At 71.7% G+C, this 18,044-nt stretch carries 18 protein-coding genes; 2 read left to right on the top strand and 16 right to left on the bottom strand.

The features are described from left to right. Positions 1-12 precede the first annotated feature (12 nt). Positions 13-1,092, bottom strand: coding sequence for an aminotransferase class V-fold PLP-dependent enzyme (locus DEJ31_RS09825; RefSeq protein ID WP_111121762.1), 1,080 nt, complete (start codon positions 1,090-1,092; stop codon positions 13-15). Between the two features lie 71 nt (positions 1,093-1,163). Here DEJ31_RS09825 and DEJ31_RS09820 point away from each other — a divergent pair, with 71 nt between their 5' ends. Continuing rightward, positions 1,164-2,114, top strand: coding sequence for a LysR family transcriptional regulator (locus DEJ31_RS09820; protein WP_111121761.1), 951 nt, complete (start codon positions 1,164-1,166; stop codon positions 2,112-2,114). A 20-nt stretch (positions 2,115-2,134) separates the two neighbouring features. Here the strand turns inward: DEJ31_RS09820 and DEJ31_RS09815 are convergent, their stop codons facing one another. From DEJ31_RS09815 to hrcA, 15 genes are all read right to left on the bottom strand, one after another. Beyond that, complete coding sequence (locus DEJ31_RS09815; protein ID WP_110903153.1) at positions 2,135-2,932, bottom strand: isoprenyl transferase; 798 nt, start codon at positions 2,930-2,932, stop codon at positions 2,135-2,137. Then, the gene (gene recO / locus DEJ31_RS09810) at positions 2,929-3,774 is read right to left on the bottom strand and encodes a DNA repair protein RecO (protein WP_110903152.1); all 846 of its coding nucleotides are present in this window, start codon (positions 3,772-3,774) and stop codon (positions 2,929-2,931) included. Before recO ends, DEJ31_RS09815 begins: the two co-directional genes overlap by 4 nt. A 245-nt stretch (positions 3,775-4,019) precedes the next feature. Next, a complete protein-coding gene (leuA, locus tag DEJ31_RS09805) occupies positions 4,020-5,789 on the bottom strand; it encodes a 2-isopropylmalate synthase (RefSeq protein WP_111044845.1) in 1,770 nt (589 codons plus the stop codon). 255 nt (positions 5,790-6,044) lie between these two features. Further along, positions 6,045-7,451 (bottom strand): ABC transporter permease, encoded by a 1,407-nt coding sequence (locus tag DEJ31_RS09800; RefSeq protein WP_111121760.1) that lies wholly within the window; start codon positions 7,449-7,451, stop codon positions 6,045-6,047. After that, positions 7,448-8,197, bottom strand: a complete 750-nt coding sequence (locus DEJ31_RS09795) for an ABC transporter ATP-binding protein (protein ID WP_110903149.1) — start codon at positions 8,195-8,197, stop codon at positions 7,448-7,450. Before DEJ31_RS09795 ends, DEJ31_RS09800 begins: the two co-directional genes overlap by 4 nt. Before the next feature lie 108 nt (positions 8,198-8,305). Beyond that, on the bottom strand, positions 8,306-9,004 hold the full coding sequence (locus DEJ31_RS09790; protein ID WP_258366251.1) for a response regulator transcription factor: 699 nt from the start codon (positions 9,002-9,004) through the stop codon (positions 8,306-8,308). Positions 9,005-9,017: 13 nt separating this feature from the next. Next, entirely contained in the window at positions 9,018-10,229 is a 1,212-nt protein-coding gene (locus DEJ31_RS09785; protein WP_146243133.1) for a sensor histidine kinase, read from the bottom strand. A 56-nt stretch (positions 10,230-10,285) separates the two neighbouring features. Next, complete coding sequence (era, locus tag DEJ31_RS09780) at positions 10,286-11,224, bottom strand: GTPase Era (protein ID WP_110903147.1); 939 nt, start codon at positions 11,222-11,224, stop codon at positions 10,286-10,288. Beyond that, the gene (locus DEJ31_RS09775) at positions 11,221-12,543 is read right to left on the bottom strand and encodes a hemolysin family protein (protein ID WP_110903146.1); all 1,323 of its coding nucleotides are present in this window, start codon (positions 12,541-12,543) and stop codon (positions 11,221-11,223) included. Before DEJ31_RS09775 ends, era begins: the two co-directional genes overlap by 4 nt. Positions 12,544-12,548: 5 nt before the next feature. Further along, entirely contained in the window at positions 12,549-13,010 is a 462-nt protein-coding gene (ybeY, locus tag DEJ31_RS09770; protein WP_111121758.1) for an rRNA maturation RNase YbeY, read from the bottom strand. Further along, positions 13,007-14,050, bottom strand: coding sequence for a PhoH family protein (locus DEJ31_RS09765; RefSeq protein ID WP_375334558.1), 1,044 nt, complete (start codon positions 14,048-14,050; stop codon positions 13,007-13,009). The genes ybeY and DEJ31_RS09765 overlap by 4 nt, the downstream gene beginning before the upstream one ends. Continuing rightward, positions 14,040-14,393, bottom strand: coding sequence for a histidine triad nucleotide-binding protein (locus tag DEJ31_RS09760; protein ID WP_110903144.1), 354 nt, complete (start codon positions 14,391-14,393; stop codon positions 14,040-14,042). Before DEJ31_RS09760 ends, DEJ31_RS09765 begins: the two co-directional genes overlap by 11 nt. A 76-nt stretch (positions 14,394-14,469) precedes the next feature. Continuing rightward, positions 14,470-15,234: a 16S rRNA (uracil(1498)-N(3))-methyltransferase gene (locus DEJ31_RS09755; RefSeq protein WP_111121757.1), complete on the bottom strand. Its 765-nt coding sequence runs from the start codon at positions 15,232-15,234 to the stop codon at positions 14,470-14,472. Further along, positions 15,234-16,346: a molecular chaperone DnaJ gene (gene dnaJ / locus DEJ31_RS09750; protein ID WP_110903142.1), complete on the bottom strand. Its 1,113-nt coding sequence runs from the start codon at positions 16,344-16,346 to the stop codon at positions 15,234-15,236. Before dnaJ ends, DEJ31_RS09755 begins: the two co-directional genes overlap by 1 nt. Before the next feature lie 49 nt (positions 16,347-16,395). After that, positions 16,396-17,418: a heat-inducible transcriptional repressor HrcA gene (gene hrcA / locus DEJ31_RS09745; RefSeq protein ID WP_110903141.1), complete on the bottom strand. Its 1,023-nt coding sequence runs from the start codon at positions 17,416-17,418 to the stop codon at positions 16,396-16,398. Positions 17,419-17,537: 119 nt separating this feature from the next. On the opposite strand from hrcA, the gene DEJ31_RS09740 reads away from it, so the two are divergent. Further along, a complete protein-coding gene (locus DEJ31_RS09740) occupies positions 17,538-18,023 on the top strand; it encodes a DUF4870 domain-containing protein (RefSeq protein WP_258366250.1) in 486 nt (161 codons plus the stop codon). Positions 18,024-18,044 lie beyond the last annotated feature (21 nt).

Here is an 18,044-nt window from a genome sequence, read left to right as displayed (position 1 = left end):
CGCCCGGACGCCTCACCTGCCCGACGCGCCCGGCTCCACCCCCGCCAGCGCCGCCGCCGCGGTGCGCACGTCGTCCTCGTCGTTCCACAGGTGGAACGCGATCCGCAGCCGTCCGGCCCGCCCCGAGGCGGTGAGTCCTGCGGCGGTGAGCGCACGCAGCCCGGTGCCGTCGGCGTCCGGGAAGGTGATGATCGCCTGCCCGCCCGAATGCTGCCCCTGCCGAGGCGCCCCCAGGGCGTCGCAGAGCCGGTCTGCGAGACCGGTGGCGTGCCTCCAGGTCGAATGCGCGTCAAGCGAGGTGGCGTGCCGGAGGGCGGCGACCCCGCCGGGCCACGCCTGCCAGGCCGGCGAGACGTCGAAGCGGCGGGCGTCGTCGGCCAGCCGCATGGCGGGCCCGTAGCAGGAGGACCAGACGTCCTGCCCCGCGTACCACCCGGCCTGCACGGGCCGCAGTCGGCCGAGCGCGGTGTCGGAGAGCGTCATGAAGGCGACCCCGCGGGGTGCGCAGAGCCACTTGTAGGCGTGGGTGATGGTGACGTCGAAGGGAGCGGCGGACACGGGGAGGACGCCGGCGGCCTGCGTGAGGTCGCACAGCGTGAGTGCTCCGACGCGTCGGGCCGCGGCGACGACCGGGTCCGGGTCGGTGACGACGCCGGTGGCGGACTGCACGGCTGACCAGGCGACGAGCGCGGTGTCCGGGCCGATCGACGCGGCGAGTTCGACGAGGGGGACGCTCCGGACCCGGACGCCGCGGTGTGCCTGCGCCAGGAAGGGGAAGACGACGGAGCTGAAGTCGCCGTCGGGGACGACCACCTCGGCGCCGTCGGGCAGGGCGTCGGCGACGACGGCGGCCATCACCGAGGTCTGCGATCCGGTCGCGACCCGCGCTGCCGGGACGTCGACCAGGTCCGCGAAGAGCGCGCGCCCCTCCTCGACGAGGGCGCCGTAGTGGGCCGGCGAGGTCTCGGCACGGGACCAGGCGTCGAGGTCTGCGCGTTGCGCGGCGAGGGTGCCGCTCGACGGGAGGCCGGCGGTGCACGCAGCGAGGTACCCGCGGCCGGCGGGGAACGAGTCCGTGGGGAACGAGTCCATGTCCGACAGGGTCCCTCCACCGGAGCCATCACGCCAGAGCAGCTTCGTTGTGCCACGGGTAACATCGCGTGATGGACGACATCGACCCGCAGCTACTCCGAGTCCTCCGAGCCGTCGCCGACAGCGGGTCGATCACCCGCGCTGCCGTCGCGCTCGGGTCGAGCCAACCGGCCGTCAGTCAGCTGCTCACCCGGGCGGAACAGCGTCTCGGGCACGCGCTCGTCCTACGCGGAGCACGCGGCGCGACCCTCACACACGCCGGGCAGGTGCTCGCCGACCATGCCCTGCACGTGCAGGCTGCACTGACCGCCGCCCGCGAGGACCTCGACGCCGTCGGCGGGCTCACCCGTGGGCGCGTGCGGTTGGCCGGCTTCCCGAGTGCCTCGTCCGCCCTGGTGCCCGCGGTGCTCGCCCGGATGGCGGTGACGGCTCCGGGCGTGACGACCTCGTACGTCGAGGTCGAACCGCCCGAGGCGCTCGATCTGCTGCGTGGCGGCGAGGTCGACGTCGCACTCACCTTCACCTACGCCGGCGACGAGGTCGGGGCCGTCCCGGACCCGGGGCTCGTCACCCGTCCGCTCGGGCGTGACCCGCTCGCCCTGGTGACGCCGGTCGCTGCGGACGGTGCCGGCCTGCCGGGAGGCCCGGATGCCGTCCGCCCCGCCGGCTCCCCCGCCGTGGACCTCGCGTCCCACCGCGGCGCCCGCTGGATCGGCGGGTGTCCGCGGTGCCGCGGCCACCTGCTCGCCTCGTGCGCGACGGCGGGGTTCACGCCGGAGATCGTCCTGGAGACGGACAACGCGGCCGCGGTCGTGGGACTCGTCGCCGCCGGGCTCGGGGTGGCGCTGCTCCCCCGGCTCGCGCTCGCGACGACGGTCATCCCCGCGGGGGTGTCGGTCGACCCGGTGGACGACGACCTCGCCCGACGCGTCGAGGTGGTCGTGGCCCGCGGGGCGGAGCGCGTGCCGAGCGTCCGGGCGGCGCTGGAAGCGGTGCGGTCGGCGGCACACCTCCTCGCCTGACGCGCGGCCGACTCCCGTGCCTACGCGGTCGGTGTGTCGACCGCGCCGCCGTAGCGGCGGTCGCGGCTGGCGTACTCCTCGATCGCACCCCAGAGGTCGGTGCGCCGGAAGTCGGGCCAGAGCCGGTCGAGGAACACCATCTCGGCGTACGCCGACTGCCAGAGCAGGAAGTTGCTCGTCCGCTGCTCACCCGAGCTGCGGAGGAACAGGTCGACGTCCGGCAACTCGGGCACGTACAACCGCTTCGCCAGGGTCTTCTCGGTGACCTGGCTCGGCTTCAGGCGCCCGGCCGCCACGTCGTCCGCGATCCCGCGCACCGCGTCAGCGATCTCGTTCCGGCCGCCGTAGTTGACGCACATCGTGAGGGTCAGGACGTCGTTCGAGGCCGTCATCTCCTCGGCGGTCTGCAGCTCGTCGATGACGCTGCGCCAGAGCTTCGGGGTGCGACCGGCCCAGCGGACCCGCACGCCCCACTCGTCGAGCTGATCCCGACGACGGCGGATGACGTCGCGGTTGAAGCCCATCAGGAACCGGACCTCTTCGGGCGAACGCTTCCAGTTCTCGGTCGAGAACGCGTACGCGGAGACGTGCGTGACGCCGATCTGGATCGCGCCGGCGACGACGTCGAGCAGTGAGGCCTCACCGGCCTTGTGCCCCTCGATGCGGGTGAGCCCGCGCTGGTTCGCCCACCGGCCGTTGCCGTCCATCACGATCGCCACGTGGCCCGGGACGAAGCGCTTCGGGATCGCCGGGGGCTGCTCGCCCGTCCAGTCGACGGGCAGGAACGGACCCGGCTCGGCGGCGGGGCGAGGGCTCATGCGCGGGTTCCTCCGGGGACGGGGTCGTGGTCGTCGGGCGTCGGCACGTCGGGCGCCGGCACCGCTGCGACCGCCGCCGGCACACCACCGGGGTGCGGGGCGAGCGGCGACGGGTGCTCGGTGCGGTCGACGTGCGGCAACGAACGGAGCGATCGTTCCAGGTGCCACTGCGCGTACGCCGCGACCACGCCGGAGGCCCGTGATCTCGTCCGCTCGTCGGTCACGTCGACACTGCCCCAGTCCCCCGCCAGCAGCTGCCCGAGGACGGCGAGCGTCGCCGGGTCCAGGCGCGGCGTGCCGGGAGGCGCGGCCGAGTCCGCCACGACCCCGCCGAGCTGCACGACGAACGCCGAGTGCGGTCCGGGCTCCCCGGTGACGGCGCAGTCGCTGAAGGACGGCGCCCACCCAGCGATGCTCATCGCGCGGAGCAGGTACGAGTCGAGGGTGGCACTCGGCTGGTGCTCACCGCGCGACAGTGACCGCAGTGCACCGACGAGCAGCAGGTACTGCTGCAGGCCGGCGTCCGCCTCGCTCAGTCGGTCGGCGGTCTCGACCATCGCGCTCGCGGCGGTGTACGCGCCGTAGTCGGCCACGATGCGGGCGCCGTACGCGCCGAGGGACTCCGCCTGCGTGACGATGTCGAGCGAGCGGCCCTCGTAGAACTGGGCGTCGACGACCATGAACGGTTCGAGGCGCGAGCCGAACTTCGACGCGGTGCGCCGGACGCCCTTCGCGACGGCGCGGATCTTGCCGTGCTCCCGGCTGAGCATCGTGACGATGCGGTCGGCCTCACCGAGCTTGTGGGTGCGCAACACGACGCACTCGTCCCGGTACAGCGGCATGCCCCCAGTATCCCCCGCGCCGCCGACACCCCCGCCCGCTCGCCCGCTCGCCCGCTCGCCGAGGTCGCCGAGGTCGCACGACCCGCCGCGTGGTGATCGCCGAGGTCGCGGGAACTGCCGCCGCGGCGGCGTCCGGACGGCAGGACGTGCGACCTCGACGCTGGCGGCGACCACGAAACGGACGGGAGGCGCGGTGCGGGCCCGCACCGCGCCTCCCGTCCCGGGTCGGGTCAGGTCGGGTCAGGTCAGGCGGAGACGAGCTCCGGGGCGCCCGAGGCGGCACCCGCGCGCACGGCGCGGTTCACCGCGGAGACGATCGCCTTGAGCGAGGCCGTCGCGATGTCGGCGTCGATCCCGACGCCCCACAGCCGGACGCCGTCGACGTCGAGCTCGACGTAGGACGCCGCCTGCGCGTCACCCGAGGCGCTCATCGTGTGCTCCGAGTAGTCGTACAGCGTGACCGCGACGCCCTGCTCCTTCATCACCGTGAGGAACGCGTCGATCGGACCGGTGCCGACGGCCTCGGACGTGATCGAGCCCTCGTCGACGCGCATCGCGACCGACAGCTTGGTCGTGCCGTCGAAGTCGCTCGACGTGGCGGTCTTCGTGATCTCGTACCGACCCCACTTGTCGTCGTCGACGTGGGCGGGCAGGTACTCGTCGTGGAACAGGTCCCAGATCCGGTCAGAGGTGAACTCGCCGCCCTCCGCGTCGGTGCGCTGCTGCACGACCCCGCTGAACTCGATCTGCAGCTTGCGGGGCAGGTCGAGCGCGTGGTCGGTCTTCAGCAGGTACGCGACGCCGCCCTTGCCGGACTGCGAGTTGACGCGGATGACGGCCTCGTACGAGCGGCCGATGTCCTTCGGGTCGACCGGCAGGTACGGCACCGCCCAGACGACGTCGTCGACGCCGACACCCTCGGCGGCTGCACGGGCCTCGAGGGCCTCGAGCCCCTTCTTGATGGCGTCCTGGTGCGAGCCGCTGAACGCCGTGTAGACGAGGTCACCCGCCCACGGCTGGCGCTCCGGCACCGGCAGCTGGTTGCAGTACTCGACCGTGCGCTTGACCTGGTCGATGTCCGAGAAGTCGATCTCCGGGTCGATGCCCTGCGTGAACAGGTTCATGCCCAGGGCGACGAGGTCGACGTTGCCGGTCCGCTCACCGTTGCCGAACAGGCAGCCCTCGATGCGGTCGGCACCGGCCATGTACCCCAGCTCGGCAGCGGCGACGGCGGTCCCGCGGTCGTTGTGCGGGTGCAGCGACAGGATGACGTCCTCGCGGTGGGCGAGGTTCCGCGACATCCACTCGATCGAGTCGGCGTAGACGTTCGGGGTCGCCATCTCGACGGTCGCGGGCAGGTTGATGATGACCTTGCGCTCGGGCGTCGGCGCGAAGACCTCGAGCACGGCGTTGCATATCTGCACCGCGACCTCGAGCTCGGTGCCCGTGTAGGACTCCGGCGAGTACTCGTAGTAGACCGTCGTGTCGTGCTGCAGCCGGGCCTCCGCCGCCTTGCACATGTGCGCTCCGGCCACGGCGATGTCGACGACACCCTGCACGTCGGTGCGGAAGACGACCTCGCGCTGCACGATGCTCGTCGAGTTGTAGAGGTGCACGATGGCCTGCTTCGCCCCGTCGATCGCCTCGTACGTGCGGTCGATGAGGTGCTCGCGGGCCTGGGTCAGGACCTGGATCGTGACGTCGTCGGGGATCGCGTCCTCGTCGATCAGGCTGCGGACGAAGTCGAAGTCGGTCTGCGAGGCGCTGGGGAACCCGACCTCGATCTCCTTGTAGCCCATGCGCACGAGCAGGTCGAACATCGCCCGCTTGCGATCGGCGTCCATCGGGTCGATGAGGGCCTGGTTGCCGTCACGCAGGTCGACGGCACACCAGCGCGGCGCACGGTCGATCTGCTTGGTCGGCCAGGTGCGGTCGGGCAGGTCGACGGTGATCTGTTCGGAGAAGGGGACGTACTTGTGGGTCGGCATCCCGGAGGGGCGCTGCGCGTTCTGCATCGGTTCGCTTTCGTCGGTGTGGTTGCGGTGCGGCCACGACGGACTCCGCGACGAGGTGGGCCGGTTGTCAGGCCTCGTCGCGGCGACGAAGGAGGAGGAGTGCCGAGTACATCGGGTTCACGGTAGCACCGTGGGCCTCGGGTGGCGCACAGTGTGACGGGAGCACGGACGGACGGGAGGCGCGGTGCCGGCTGGCACCGTCCCTCCCGTCCTTCCCGTCTCTCTCGTCCGACCGTCGTCACCGACGCGACCGCGTCAGTCCACCGCGAGCGCTTCCGTCGGCGGGACGCGCATCGCGCGGCGCACGGGTGCGACCGTCGCGACGACCGCGAGGACCAGGGCTCCGACGACCACGATCGCGATCGTCAGCGGCGGCAGGACCGGCGTGACCACGGAGCCCAGGATCCCGAGCAGCGTCTGCCCGCCCAGCCAGCCGTAGAACGTGCCGAGCACGAGTCCGGTGACCACGGCGGCGACGACCATCTGGACGGCCTCGGTGACGATCATCCGGCGGACCTGCGCCCCGGTCAGACCGAGGACGCGCAGCAGCCCGAGTTCCCGGCGGCGCTGCAGGACGCCGAGGGCGAGCGCGTTGACGACCCCGACGGCGGCGATCACGGCGGAGAAGCCGACCACGACGCTGACCACGGCGTTGAGCTGTGCGAAGAAGGTGCGCTGCTGCTCGAGCATGGCGGGCGTGATGCCGCTCTGGCCTGAGAGGGTGGACTCGGTGACGTGCTGCATGATCCCGAGTGCGACCGCGAAGGTGACGAGCAGGGTGACGCCGATGACGAGGCCGATCGTGGCGCGCGCGGACCGTGCCGGAGCGCGCATCGCGTTCCGCCCCGCGAGCAGGACGACCGGGTCGGCGGACCCGACGCGCCCGATGGCGTGCAGGACCGGCGGCATCACGATCGTGGCTCCGACCGAGACCCCGGCGAAGGACACGAACCCGCCGAGCGCTGCCGGGAAGACGGCGACCGGTGTGGTGCCGCTGAGCGCCAGCCCGAGCAGCGCGAGCAGCGCTCCCCCGGACATCAGGATGATCGCCCAGACCTTGCGCGCGGTGCCGGACCGGACGTCCTCGTGGCTGACCTCGACGCTCGAGGAGAGTGCCTGGAGCGGGGTCACCGTGAGCACGCGTCGCGAACCCGCTGCGAACGCACCCCAGGTGGCGAGGACGACAGCGACGACCGGCAGCACGAGCTCCCAGGGCAGCAGGGTGTACGAGCGATCGGGCAGGAACCCGTTCCCGCGGAGCACAGCGACGAACACCGCCGAGAACCCGGTGCCGACGACCGCGCCGATGACCCCGCCGAGCAGGCCGACGACGAGCCCGGTCCGCGTGATCCGTGCCCGGAGCGAGGCACCGGTCGCGCCGACGAGCCGCTGCAGGGCGATCACCCGGGTCTGGCCGGCGATGAGCGTCGCACAGGTGTTGGCGGTGACGATCGCACCGACGTACAGGGCGATGCCGAGGAACAGCCAACCGATCACCGAGAGGACCGACTTGACCGATCGGAGGTCGTCGAGCCCCGTGGCGGCCATCGCCTCGGCGACGATGCCCGGGGCGATGACGAGCGCGGACCCGAAGGTCGTGCCGAGCGCTGCGACGAGGATCGTCGGTGCGAACTGCCGGACGCCGTTCACGGTGCCGTTCACGCTGCCGCCTCCATGCCGAGCATCGTGGCGGAGATCTCGGCGGCACCCATGCGCGGCCGGTCGTCGACGACCCGGCCGTCGGCGAGGAACAGGATCCGGTCGGCGTTGGCGGCGGCGACGGGGTCGTGCGTCACCATCACGACGCTCTGGCCCCACTCCTCGACGGCGCCACGGAGGATGGCGAGCACGTCGCGTCCGGTCCGCGAGTCGAGCGCTCCGGTCGGTTCGTCGGCGACGACGACGGCGGGGCGCGAGGCGAGCGCCCGAGCGATCGCGACCCGCTGCTGCTGTCCGCCGGACAGCTCGTGCGGGCGGTGCGTGAGCCGGTTGCCGAGCCCGAGCATCTCGACCAGACGGTCGATCCACGCCGACTCCTCGCGGTCCGGTTTGTGCCCGCCGAGCAGGAACGGCAGCCGGATGTTCTCGCTGACGTCGAGCGTCGGGACGAGGTTGAACGACTGGAACACGAAGCCGAGCCGACGGCGACGGAGTTCGGTGAGCTCGCGGTCGCCGAGGCCGGTGATGTCGGTCCCGTCGATCGTGATGCGACCGGCGGACACCTGGTCGAGACCGGCGGCGACGTGCATGAGCGTCGACTTGCCGGAACCGGAGGGGCCCATCACGGCGGTGAACTCACCGGCGCCGATGTCGACGCTGACGTCATCGAGGGCGGTCACCCGGCGAGCGGCGTCGCCGTAGTGCTTGGACACGTGGTCGAGTCGGATGATCGGATCGTGGCTGGTCATGACTCCACGATCGCGTCCGGGAGGCACGTGCCGCGTCCGTCGACCGGCGCGCGTCCGTCATCCCATCGGTGCGGATCCGCGGCCGGTCTCCCTCTGGCGGATGATGTTTCAGTCGCCCCTGGTGACGAGGCCGTGCTCGTGCGCGAACACGACGAGCCGCACCCGGTCGCGCAGCTCGAGCTTCGTGAGGACCCGCGAGATGTGGGTCTTCACGGTCGCCTCGCTGACGTACTCATGGGCCGCGATCTCGGCGTTGCTGAGCCCGCGCGCTGCGAGGTCGAAGATCTCACGCTCTCGCGGGGTCAGGCCGGCGAAGGCCGGGGGCACCGTCGACCTGAGGTCGGCCGGGTCCTCGTAGCGCCGGAGCAGCTCGCGGGTCGCGGAGGCGGCGAACACCGTCGTGCCGGCATGCACGGTCCGGATCGCCGCGAGCAGGAACTCCGGGTCGGCGTCCTTGAGCACGAAGCCGCTCGCCCCGGCGCGGATGGCCTTCGCGGCCGCCTCGTCGAAGTCGAACGTCGTGAGGACGAGCACCTTCGCATCGGAGCCGCTCGAGACGATGTCGGCGGTGGCGCTGATGCCGTCCTTGACGGGCATCCGGATGTCCATGAGCACGACGTCCGGGCGGTTCCGGCGGACGAGCTCGATGCCCTCGGCGCCGTCGCCGGCTTCTCCCACGAACTGCAGGTCCGGCTGGGAGCCGATCAGCATCCGGATGCCGGTGCGGAACAGCGCCTGGTCGTCGACCAGGGCGACGCGGATGCGCGCCGCGTCGGGAGTGCTCGTGTTCGTGCTCATGTCGGTCATCGCCTGCTCGTCGTCATCGGGTCGGGATCGTGTTGCGGGGCATCTGCCCGGTCGACGGCTGGGCGGGCATCCGGACCGCCACCGCGAAGTCGTCGCCCCGGGGTCCGGCCGTCATGCTCCCGCCGGACATCGTGGCACGCTCGCGCATCCCCACGAGTCCGTGACCGGTGCCCGGGCCGGGTCGGTCGTCCTCCGAGCGGCGGTTCACCACGTCGATCTCGACGGTGTCCGGGCGGTAGGTCAGACGTGCACGGACGGTCGAGCCGGGAGCCCCGTGCTTGTACGCGTTCGTCAGGCTCTCCTGCACGATCCGGTACACGGCGAGCTGCGTGGTGGTCGGCAGGGTGGACGGGTCGCCCTCGCGCTCCACCTGCACCTCGAGCCCCACGTCGCGCATCTGCCCGACGAGCCGCTCGATGTCGTCGACGTCCGGGGTCGGAGCGGTGCCCTGCTCGTGCCGGAGTGCGCCGAGCAGCTCGCGGACGTCCCCGAGCGCGCGTCGGGCGGTCGAGCCGATCGTGTCGAGGGCCTCGTCGGCGACGGCCGGGTCGGCGCGGAGGGCGTACCGGGCACCGTCGGCCTGGGCGATCACGACCGCGAGCGAGTGCGCCACGATGTCATGCATGTCGCGGGCGATCCGGACGCGCTCCTGCTCGATCGCGACGTTCCGGTCTGCCCGCGCGGCGTCCCGTTCGGCGAGGAGCTGCGCCTCCCGGCTCATCCGCGCAGAGCGGCGGGCCCGGACGGCCAGGCCGGCGAGCCAGGGCAGCAGCAGGACCGCCAGGACGACGACGAACAGCATCGCGCCGTACTGCACGGCCTCGTTCAGGGTCTCCGGGCCACCGACGCCCGGTACGCCGTAGATGCGGAAGCCCATGTAGGTGCCGGCGACGACCGAGCCCACGATCGCGGAGACCAGGCCGGCGATCCGGATGCGCCGGGTGCCGTAGACGCTCGTCGTGTAGAGCACTCCGGAGATGAACAGGTCGGCCATCCCGGCGGTCTGCATCGTCGCCATCTGGACGACGGCACCGATCCAGGCGATCCCGAGGGCGAGCCCCGGCGCGACCCGGCGGAGGGCGAGCGCCAGGGACAGGATCGCGGTCGTGACGAGGGCCGCGACGTCGTCCACCCCCTGCGCCGACAGGATCGCGACGAGCGCGCCGAGCAGGACCGCCGTGCCGATGTCGACGACGAGCTGGGTGCGGAGGACGGGACGGAACACCACCCCACGGTACGGCGCGCGCCTGCCCGGCGCGTCCGACCGTCGGATGACCCGGGTCAGAACCCCAGTCGGCCGAGCTGCTTCGGGTCGCGCTGCCACTCCTTGGCGACCTTCACGCGGATGTTCAGGTAGACGTGACGACCGAGCAGGCCCTCGATCTCGACCCGGGCGCGGGTGCCGACGTCCTTGAGCCGGCTGCCCTTGTGGCCGATGACGATCGACTTCTGGCTGTCGCGCTCGACGAACAGGTTGGCGAAGATGCGCAGGGGGCCGTTCGGGTCGTCGTCGGCGTCGGGTTCGACCATGTCCTCGATGACGACGGCCAACGAGTGCGGCAGCTCGTCGCGGACGCCCTCGAGCGCGGCCTCGCGGATGAGCTCGCCGACCCGCTCTTCGTCGGTCTCCTCGGTGACGGCGAGGTCGTCGTACAGCTGCGGTGACTCCGGCAGCAGCGACACGACCTCGTCGAGGAGGTCCTCGAGCTGCAGGCCCTCGGTACCCGAGGTCGGGATGATCGCGTCCCATTCGCGGAGCCGGGACACCGCGAGCAGCTGCTCGGCGATCTTCTCCTTGCCGGAGCGGTCGATCTTCGTGACGATCGCGACCTTCTTCGCCCGGGGGTACTGGTCGAGGGTGTCGTTGATGAAGCGGTCGCCCGGCCCGATCGGTTCGTTCGCGGGCACGCAGAACCCGATCACGTCGACGTCGCCGAGCGTGGACTGGACGAGGTCGTTGAGTCGCTCGCCGAGGAGGGTCCGCGGGCGGTGCACACCGGGGGTGTCGACGACGATGACCTGCCCGTGCGGACGGTGGACGATGCCGCGGATGGCCCGCCGGGTGGTCTGCGGCTTCGACGAGGTGATCGCGACCTTCTGGCCGACCAGGGCGTTGGTCAGCGTCGACTTGCCGACGTTCGGGCGACCGACGAAGGAGACGAAGCCCGCGCGGTAGGGGGTCGTCGCCTCGGGCGCGGTGTCGGGTCCGGAGTCGGTCATGTGGTTCGTGTTCCCGTCGTGGAGTGGTCGGAGTCACCGAAGGCTTGCTCGGCGGACGCGAGGTCGGCGGTCCGTTCGGCGACCACGGTGATGAGGTGTCGGCGCTTGCCCTCGACGCGGTCCGCGGTGAGCAGGACCCCGGACACCGTGACGGCGTCCCCGGCGGAGGGCAGGTGCCCGAGCTCCTTCGTGAGCAGGCCACCGGCGGTGTCGACGTCGTCGTCGTCGAGTTCGATCCCGAACAGGTCACCGAGCTCGTCGATGGGCAATCGAGCCGAGATGCGCCAACGCCCCGGTTCGATCTCCGCGCGGTCGACCACGGCGCGGTCGTACTCGTCCGAGATGTCACCGACGAGTTCCTCGATGAGGTCCTCCATCGTGACGAGGCCCGCGACGCCGCCGTACTCGTCGACCACGAGCACCAGGTGGTTCTTCGCGAGCTGCATGTGCCGCAGGGTCTCGTCGGCGGGCTTCGACTCCGGCAGGAACTCGGCCGGCCGGAGCATCGTGCGCACCGGGCGGACGCCGACCTCGGGGCGCTCGTAGAGGCTCCGGGCCACGTCGCGCAGGTACGCCACCCCGAGCACGTCGTCGCTGTCCCGGCCGATGACCGGCATGCGGGACACGCCGGTGGCCAGGAACTGCTCCATGACCGCCGCGATCGTGTCGGCGGCGTCCGCGGTGACCATGTCGGTCCGGGGCACCATGACCTCGCGCACCAGGGTGTCGCTGAACGCGAAGACCGAGTGGATGAGTTCGCGGTCGTCCGCCTCGAGCACGTTGCTCTCGGTCGCTTCGTCGACCAGCGAGAGCAGCTGCTCCTCGCTCGAGACGCTGGACGCACTGCGGACGCGGCCCGGGGTGACCCGGTCGCCGATCGCGACGAGGAGGCCGGCGAGCGGCCCGAGCACGATGCGGACCCCGCGGACCAACCCCCCGGTGGCGGCGATGATGCCCTCGGCGTGGGCGCGTCCGACGCTGCGCGGGCTGGACCCGACGAGCACGAACGACACCGCGGTCATCACGGCCGCGGACACGATCAGGGCGACCCACCACGTGTCGAACACCGTCACGAGGGCGATCGTCACGAGCACCGCGGCGGCCGTCTCGGCGAGCACCCGGAAGAAGTTCAGCGCGTTGACGTGCGCACCCGGATCGTCCGCCAGGGCCTCGATCGCACGGCGGCGCTTGCTGCCGCGGGCGATCTCCTCGAGGTCGGCGCGCGAGAGGACCGACAGCGCGGAGTCGGCGGCCGCGAGCAGTCCGCCGAGGACCACCAGCAGGAACGCCACCGCGAGCAGCCCGGCGACGAGCAGCACTGCGGTCACCGCCCCCGACGCGCGGCGGCGTAGGCGGTCAGGATCTCGCCCTGCAGACCGAACATCTCGGCCTTCTCCTCGGGCTCCGCGTGGTCGAAGCCGAGCAGGTGCAGGATGCCGTGGCAGGTCAGCAGCAGGATCTCGTCGAGCGTCGAGTGGCCGGCGGTCTTCGCCTGTTCCTCGGCGACCTGCGGGCAGACCACGATGTCTCCGAGGAGCCCGGCGGGCGTCGGCTCGTCCTCGGTTCCCGGACGGAGTTCGTCCATCGGGAAGCTCAGGACGTCGGTCGGGCCGGGCTCGTCCATCCACCGGATGTGCAGCTGCTCCATCGCGCCCTCGTCGACGAACACGATCGCGAGTTCGGCGTCCGCGTGCACGTGCATGGCGTCGAGTGCGAAGGCGGCGAGGCGCTGCACGACGTCCTCGTCCACCGCCACACCGGACTCGTTGTTGAGCTCGATGCTCACCGGGTGCCTCCTCGGCGGTCGTCCTGCTGGTGGGGGCGCTTCGCGGCCTGCTCGACGAGTCGTTCCTCGTCGTAGACGGTGTAGGCGTCGACGATCCGGCCGACCAGGGTGTGGCGCACCACGTCCTCGCTGCCGAGGCGGGCGAAGTGGATGTCGTCGACGTCCTGCAGGATCCGGGTCACCAGGCGCAGGCCGGAGACGTTGCCCGGCAGGTCGACCTGGGTGATGTCCCCCGTGATCACCATCTTCGAGCCGAAGCCCAGACGCGTCAGGAACATCTTCATCTGCTCGGGCGTGGTGTTCTGCGCCTCGTCGAGGACGACGAACGAGTCGTTGAGCGTCCGACCGCGCATGTAGGCGAGCGGAGCGACCTCGACCGTGCCGGCGGCCAGGAGCTTCGGGACCAGCTCGGGGTCCATCATCTCGTTGAGCGCGTCGTACAGCGGGCGGAGGTACGGGTCGATCTTGTCGGTGAGCGTGCCCGGGAGGAACCCGAGCCGCTCGCCGGCCTCGACCGCGGGACGGGTGAGGATGATGCGCGAGACCTCGCGTCGCTGCAGGGCCTGGACGGCCTTCGCCATCGCCAGGTAGGTCTTGCCGGTACCGGCCGGGCCGATGCCGAACGTGATCGTGTTCTCGTCGATGGCGTCGACGTACGCACGCTGCCCGTCGGTCTTCGGGCGCACCGACTTGCCGCGGCTCGAGACGATCGGGGTGCCGAACACGTTCGACGGGCTGCGCTCTTCGTCGATGATGCGCGCAGAGGTCGGGATGTCCGACTGCCCGATGTCCTGCCCGCGCCGGACCATCCCGACGAGTTCGTCGACCAGGGCCCGGGCACGCGTGACGTCGCGCTCCGGTCCGGACAGCGTGACCTGGTTGCCGCGCACCAGGACGCGGACGGACGGGTACTGGCGCTCGACGGTCTTCAGCAGGCGGTCCTGCGGGCCGAGCAACTGCACCATGGCGATGCCGTCGACGGTGAGTTCGGAGGTCGAGACGGAGTCCGGCTCGGTGGTGGCTGGTTCGTCAGCTGGCAAGGGTGCCTTCCTGCAGGTCTCCTGCGAGTACGTGCGCGTGCACGTGGAACACGGTCTGGCCGGCGGCTTCGCCGGTGTTGAACACGAGTCGGAACTGTCCGCCGGCGCGTTCATCGGCGATGCGCTGCGCCGTCGTGACGACGTGCGCGAGCAGGTCGGGGTCGGCGGCCGCGAGCTCGCCCACGTTCGCGTACGCCTGGGTCTTCGGGACGACGAGCACGTGCACGGGTGCCTTGGGCGCGTTGTCCTCGAAGGCGATGACGCGGTCGTCCTCGGCGACGATGGTCGCCGGGATCTCGCGCGTGACGATCTTCGTGAAGACGCTGGGCTCGGTGCTGGTCATGGGCACCATCGTAGAACGCGCGACCGACGCCGCGCCTTCCCGATGTCTCCGGTGCTCCGATCCACGCCGTACGGACTCACCAGCGTCCGAGCCGCGACTGCAGGACGGCCAGGGCCGCCGGCCCGGCGGTGGAGGTCCGCAGCACGGTGCCGCCGAGTCGGACCCGCACCGCGCCGGCCGATTCCAGACGCTCGAGCTCCGACGGCTCGATCCCACCCTCCGGCCCGACGACCAGGGCGATCTCGTCGACGTCAGCCGGCGGCTCCCAGGTGGCGAGGCGCACCGAGGCGGTCGGTTCGAGCAGGACCAGCTGCCGGCGGGCCTCCTGGCCGTCCGCCGGTGCTGCCGCTCCTGCGCCGCCGGCGAGCTGCGCCGTCGTCACCGGCGCGACCACGTCGGGGACGCGCGAGCGCACCGCCTGTTTCGCTGCCTCGTGCGCGATGGCCGCCCACCGGGCGCGGCCCTTCTCGACCTTCGGGCCGTCCCAGCGCGAGACGCTGCGCGCGGCTGCCCACGGCACCACCCGGTCGACACCGATCTCGGTCGCGGCCTGCACGGCCATCTCGTCGCGGCCGCCCTTGGCGAGCGCCTGCACGAGGGTCAGGGACGGACGCGGAGCCGGTTCGACGCCGACGGTCGCGACGGTGAGCAGGAGCGAGTCCTTGCCGACCGACGCGACCGTCCCGGCGACCACGGTGCCGCGGCCGTCCGAGATCCGGAGCTCCTCCCCGACCCGGACACGCGACACCGTCACGGCGTGGCGCCCCTCGGCACCCTCGAGCGGCACCAGGCCGCCCACCGCGACGTCGTCGAGCGTGTCGACGAGGTAGAGCGAGGCCATCAGAAGTTGAAGAACCGGTCGCGGAGCTTCCCGAACATGCCCTGCTGGAAGCGGGACAGCTGCGGGGCACCGGCCTTGTGGGACTTCGCGAGCTGTTCGACCAGCTGCCGCTCCTTGTGCGAGAGCTTGCTCGGGGTGACGACCTGGATGCCGACCTTGAGGTCACCGCGGCCGGAACCGCGGAGCTTCGTGACGCCGCGGTCCTTGATGACCAGTACGTCGGCGCTCTGCACGCCCGGACGGAGCTCGAGCTCGACCGGACCGTCCAGGCCGTCGATCGTGGTCGTCGCACCGAGGATGGCGTCGGTCATCGGGACCTCGAGCGTCGCGAGGAGGTCGTCTCCGTCACGGCTGAAGACGTCGTGGTGGCGGACGCGGACCTCGAGGTACAGGTCACCGGCGGGTCCACCGGCCGGGCCGACCTCGCCCTGGCCGGGCATCTGCAGGCGGAGGCCCGAGTCGACGCCGGCAGGCACGTCCACCGGAACGGTGCGACGGGCCCGGACGCGGCCCTGACCCTGACAGGTGGGGCACGGGTTCGGGATGACGGTGCCGTAACCGCGGCAGGTGCCACACGGAGCGCTCGTCACGACGTTGCCGAGGAGCGAGCGGACCTGGCGCTGGATGTGGCCGGTCCCGCCGCAGATGTCGCACGTCTGCGGGCTCGTGCCGGGCGCGCAACAGGAGCCACCGCACGTGTCGCAGAGCACGGCGGTGTCGACCTCGAGGTCCTTGTGCGTGCCGAAGACGACCTCGTCCAGGTCCACCTCGAGCCGGAGCAGGGCGTCGCCGCCGCGCTCGGCACGGCTGCGCGGACCGGTCCCACGGCCGCCACCGCCACCACCCCCGCCGAAGAAGGCGTCGAAGATGTCGCTGAAGCCGCCGGCGGCGGCACCGAACCCGCCGTCCTGGGGGCCGGCATCGAAGCGACGGCGCTGTTCCGGGTCGCTGAGGACGTCGTACGCGTGGGTGACGTCCTTGAAGCGCTCAGCGGCGTCGGGGCTCGGGTTCACGTCCGGGTGCAGTTCGCGAGCGAGCCGCCGGTACGCCTTCTTGATGTCGGCGTCGGAGGCGTCGCGCGGGACGCCGAGGACGTCGTAGTGGTCTGCCAAGTGTTCCTCAGGGGGTGCGTGGGTGGACGGGGTGGGGGTGTCCGGCGGGTCAGTTCTCGCCGAGCAGCCGGGACAGGTAGCGGGCGACCGCACGGACCGCGGCCATGTTCGTGCCGTAGTCCATCCTGGTCGGACCGAGGACGCCCAGTCGGGCGATCTCACCGCGGGCGGCCAGGTAGCCGCCGGCGACGATGCTCGTGGCGTCGAGACCGTACTCGGCGTTCTCACGTCCGATGCTCGCTGCCACGGCGATGTCGTCGACCTGCATCTCGCCGAACAACCGGAGCAGGGTGACCTGTTCCTCGATCGCCTCGAGCACGGGGAAGAGTCCGCCGGAGAAGTCCTGCTCGCTCTTCGCCAGGTTCGCGGCACCCGCCATCAGCAGGCGGTCCTGCCGGTTGGCGGCGACCTGCTCGACCAGGCTCGCGACCACGACGCCGGCGAGCGGCTGGACCGCGGGCCGGAGCTGGCCGGGGATCTCACGGAGCGCCGGCGGGGCGTCCTGCAGCAGCAGGCCCACGGTCGCGCCGTTGACGAGGGTGCGGAGTTCGGAGAGCGCGGACTCGTCGAACGGGACGTCCGTCTCGATGACGCGCTGCTCGACCCGGGCGGTGTCGGTGATGAGGACCACCATCAACCGGTTGTCCGCGAGGCGGACGAGTTCGACGTGCTGGACACGCGCGTGGCCCATCGTCGGGTACTGCACGAGCGCGACCTGGTTCGTCAACTGGCTGAGCAGCCGGACGGTGCGGGTGAGGACGTCGTCGAGGTCGTTCGAGGCGCCGAGGAAGGTCTCGATCGCCTGCCGCTGCGCGCCGGAGAGCGGACGCGCCGCCGCCAGGTGGTCGACGAACACCCGGTACCCCTTGTCCGTGGGCACACGGCCGGAGGAGGTGTGCGGGGCGATGATGAGCTGCTCGTCCTCGAGCTGAGCCATGTCGTTGCGGATCGTGGCGGCGCTGACCCCGAAGGCGTGGCGCTCGACGATGGTCTTCGAGCCGACGGGTTCGCGGGAGGCGACGTAGTCGCGCACGATCGCCTTGAGGACCTCGAGGCTCCGTTCGCTGACCATCGGTTCCCTCCGCTCGTGTCGATCCGTCCGGCTGGCACTCTCGCGTGCCGAGTGCTGATCCTACGCCCGACCGCCGACGAGACGGGACTTCTCCACCGGTCGCTCGGTACGCTGCGGGCATGAGCGACGGACACGGACCCGGCGGCCCGGGCGACCAGTACCCGGGCGGGAAGCAGCCCGGCGGGCAGTACCCCGGCGGGCAGTACCCCGGTGGGCAGTACGGCGGCGGGCAGCAGCCCGGGCAGCAGTACCCGTCCGGCTACCGGCTCCCGCAGCCGATGACCCCCGAGGACCAGCGCCTCTGGGCGACCCTGACGCACGTCGGCGGGATCTTCTCGAACGTCCTGGTGCCGGTCATCGCCTACTTCGTCCTGCGGGACCGCGGCAACTTCGTCCGGGAGCACACCCGCGCGGCACTGAACTTCCACATCACGATGGCCATCGCCTACTTCGCCGGCATCCTGACGTCGGTGCTCGGCATCGGGTTCCTCGTGATCACGGCCACCGGGATCGTGTCGATCGTGTTCGGCATCCTGGCCGCCCTCGCTGCGAACCAGGGGCAGTTCTACCGGTACCCGCTCACCATCGAGTTCATCAAGCAGTAGCGAGCACGTACCGGGACCGAC

This window comes from Curtobacterium sp. MCPF17_031, from assembly GCF_003234035.1.
In the GTDB taxonomy this organism is placed as follows: Bacteria; Actinomycetota; Actinomycetes; order Actinomycetales; family Microbacteriaceae; genus Curtobacterium.
Note: the sequence above shows the minus strand (reverse complement) of the source record. Positions and strands in the feature narration are given on the sequence as shown.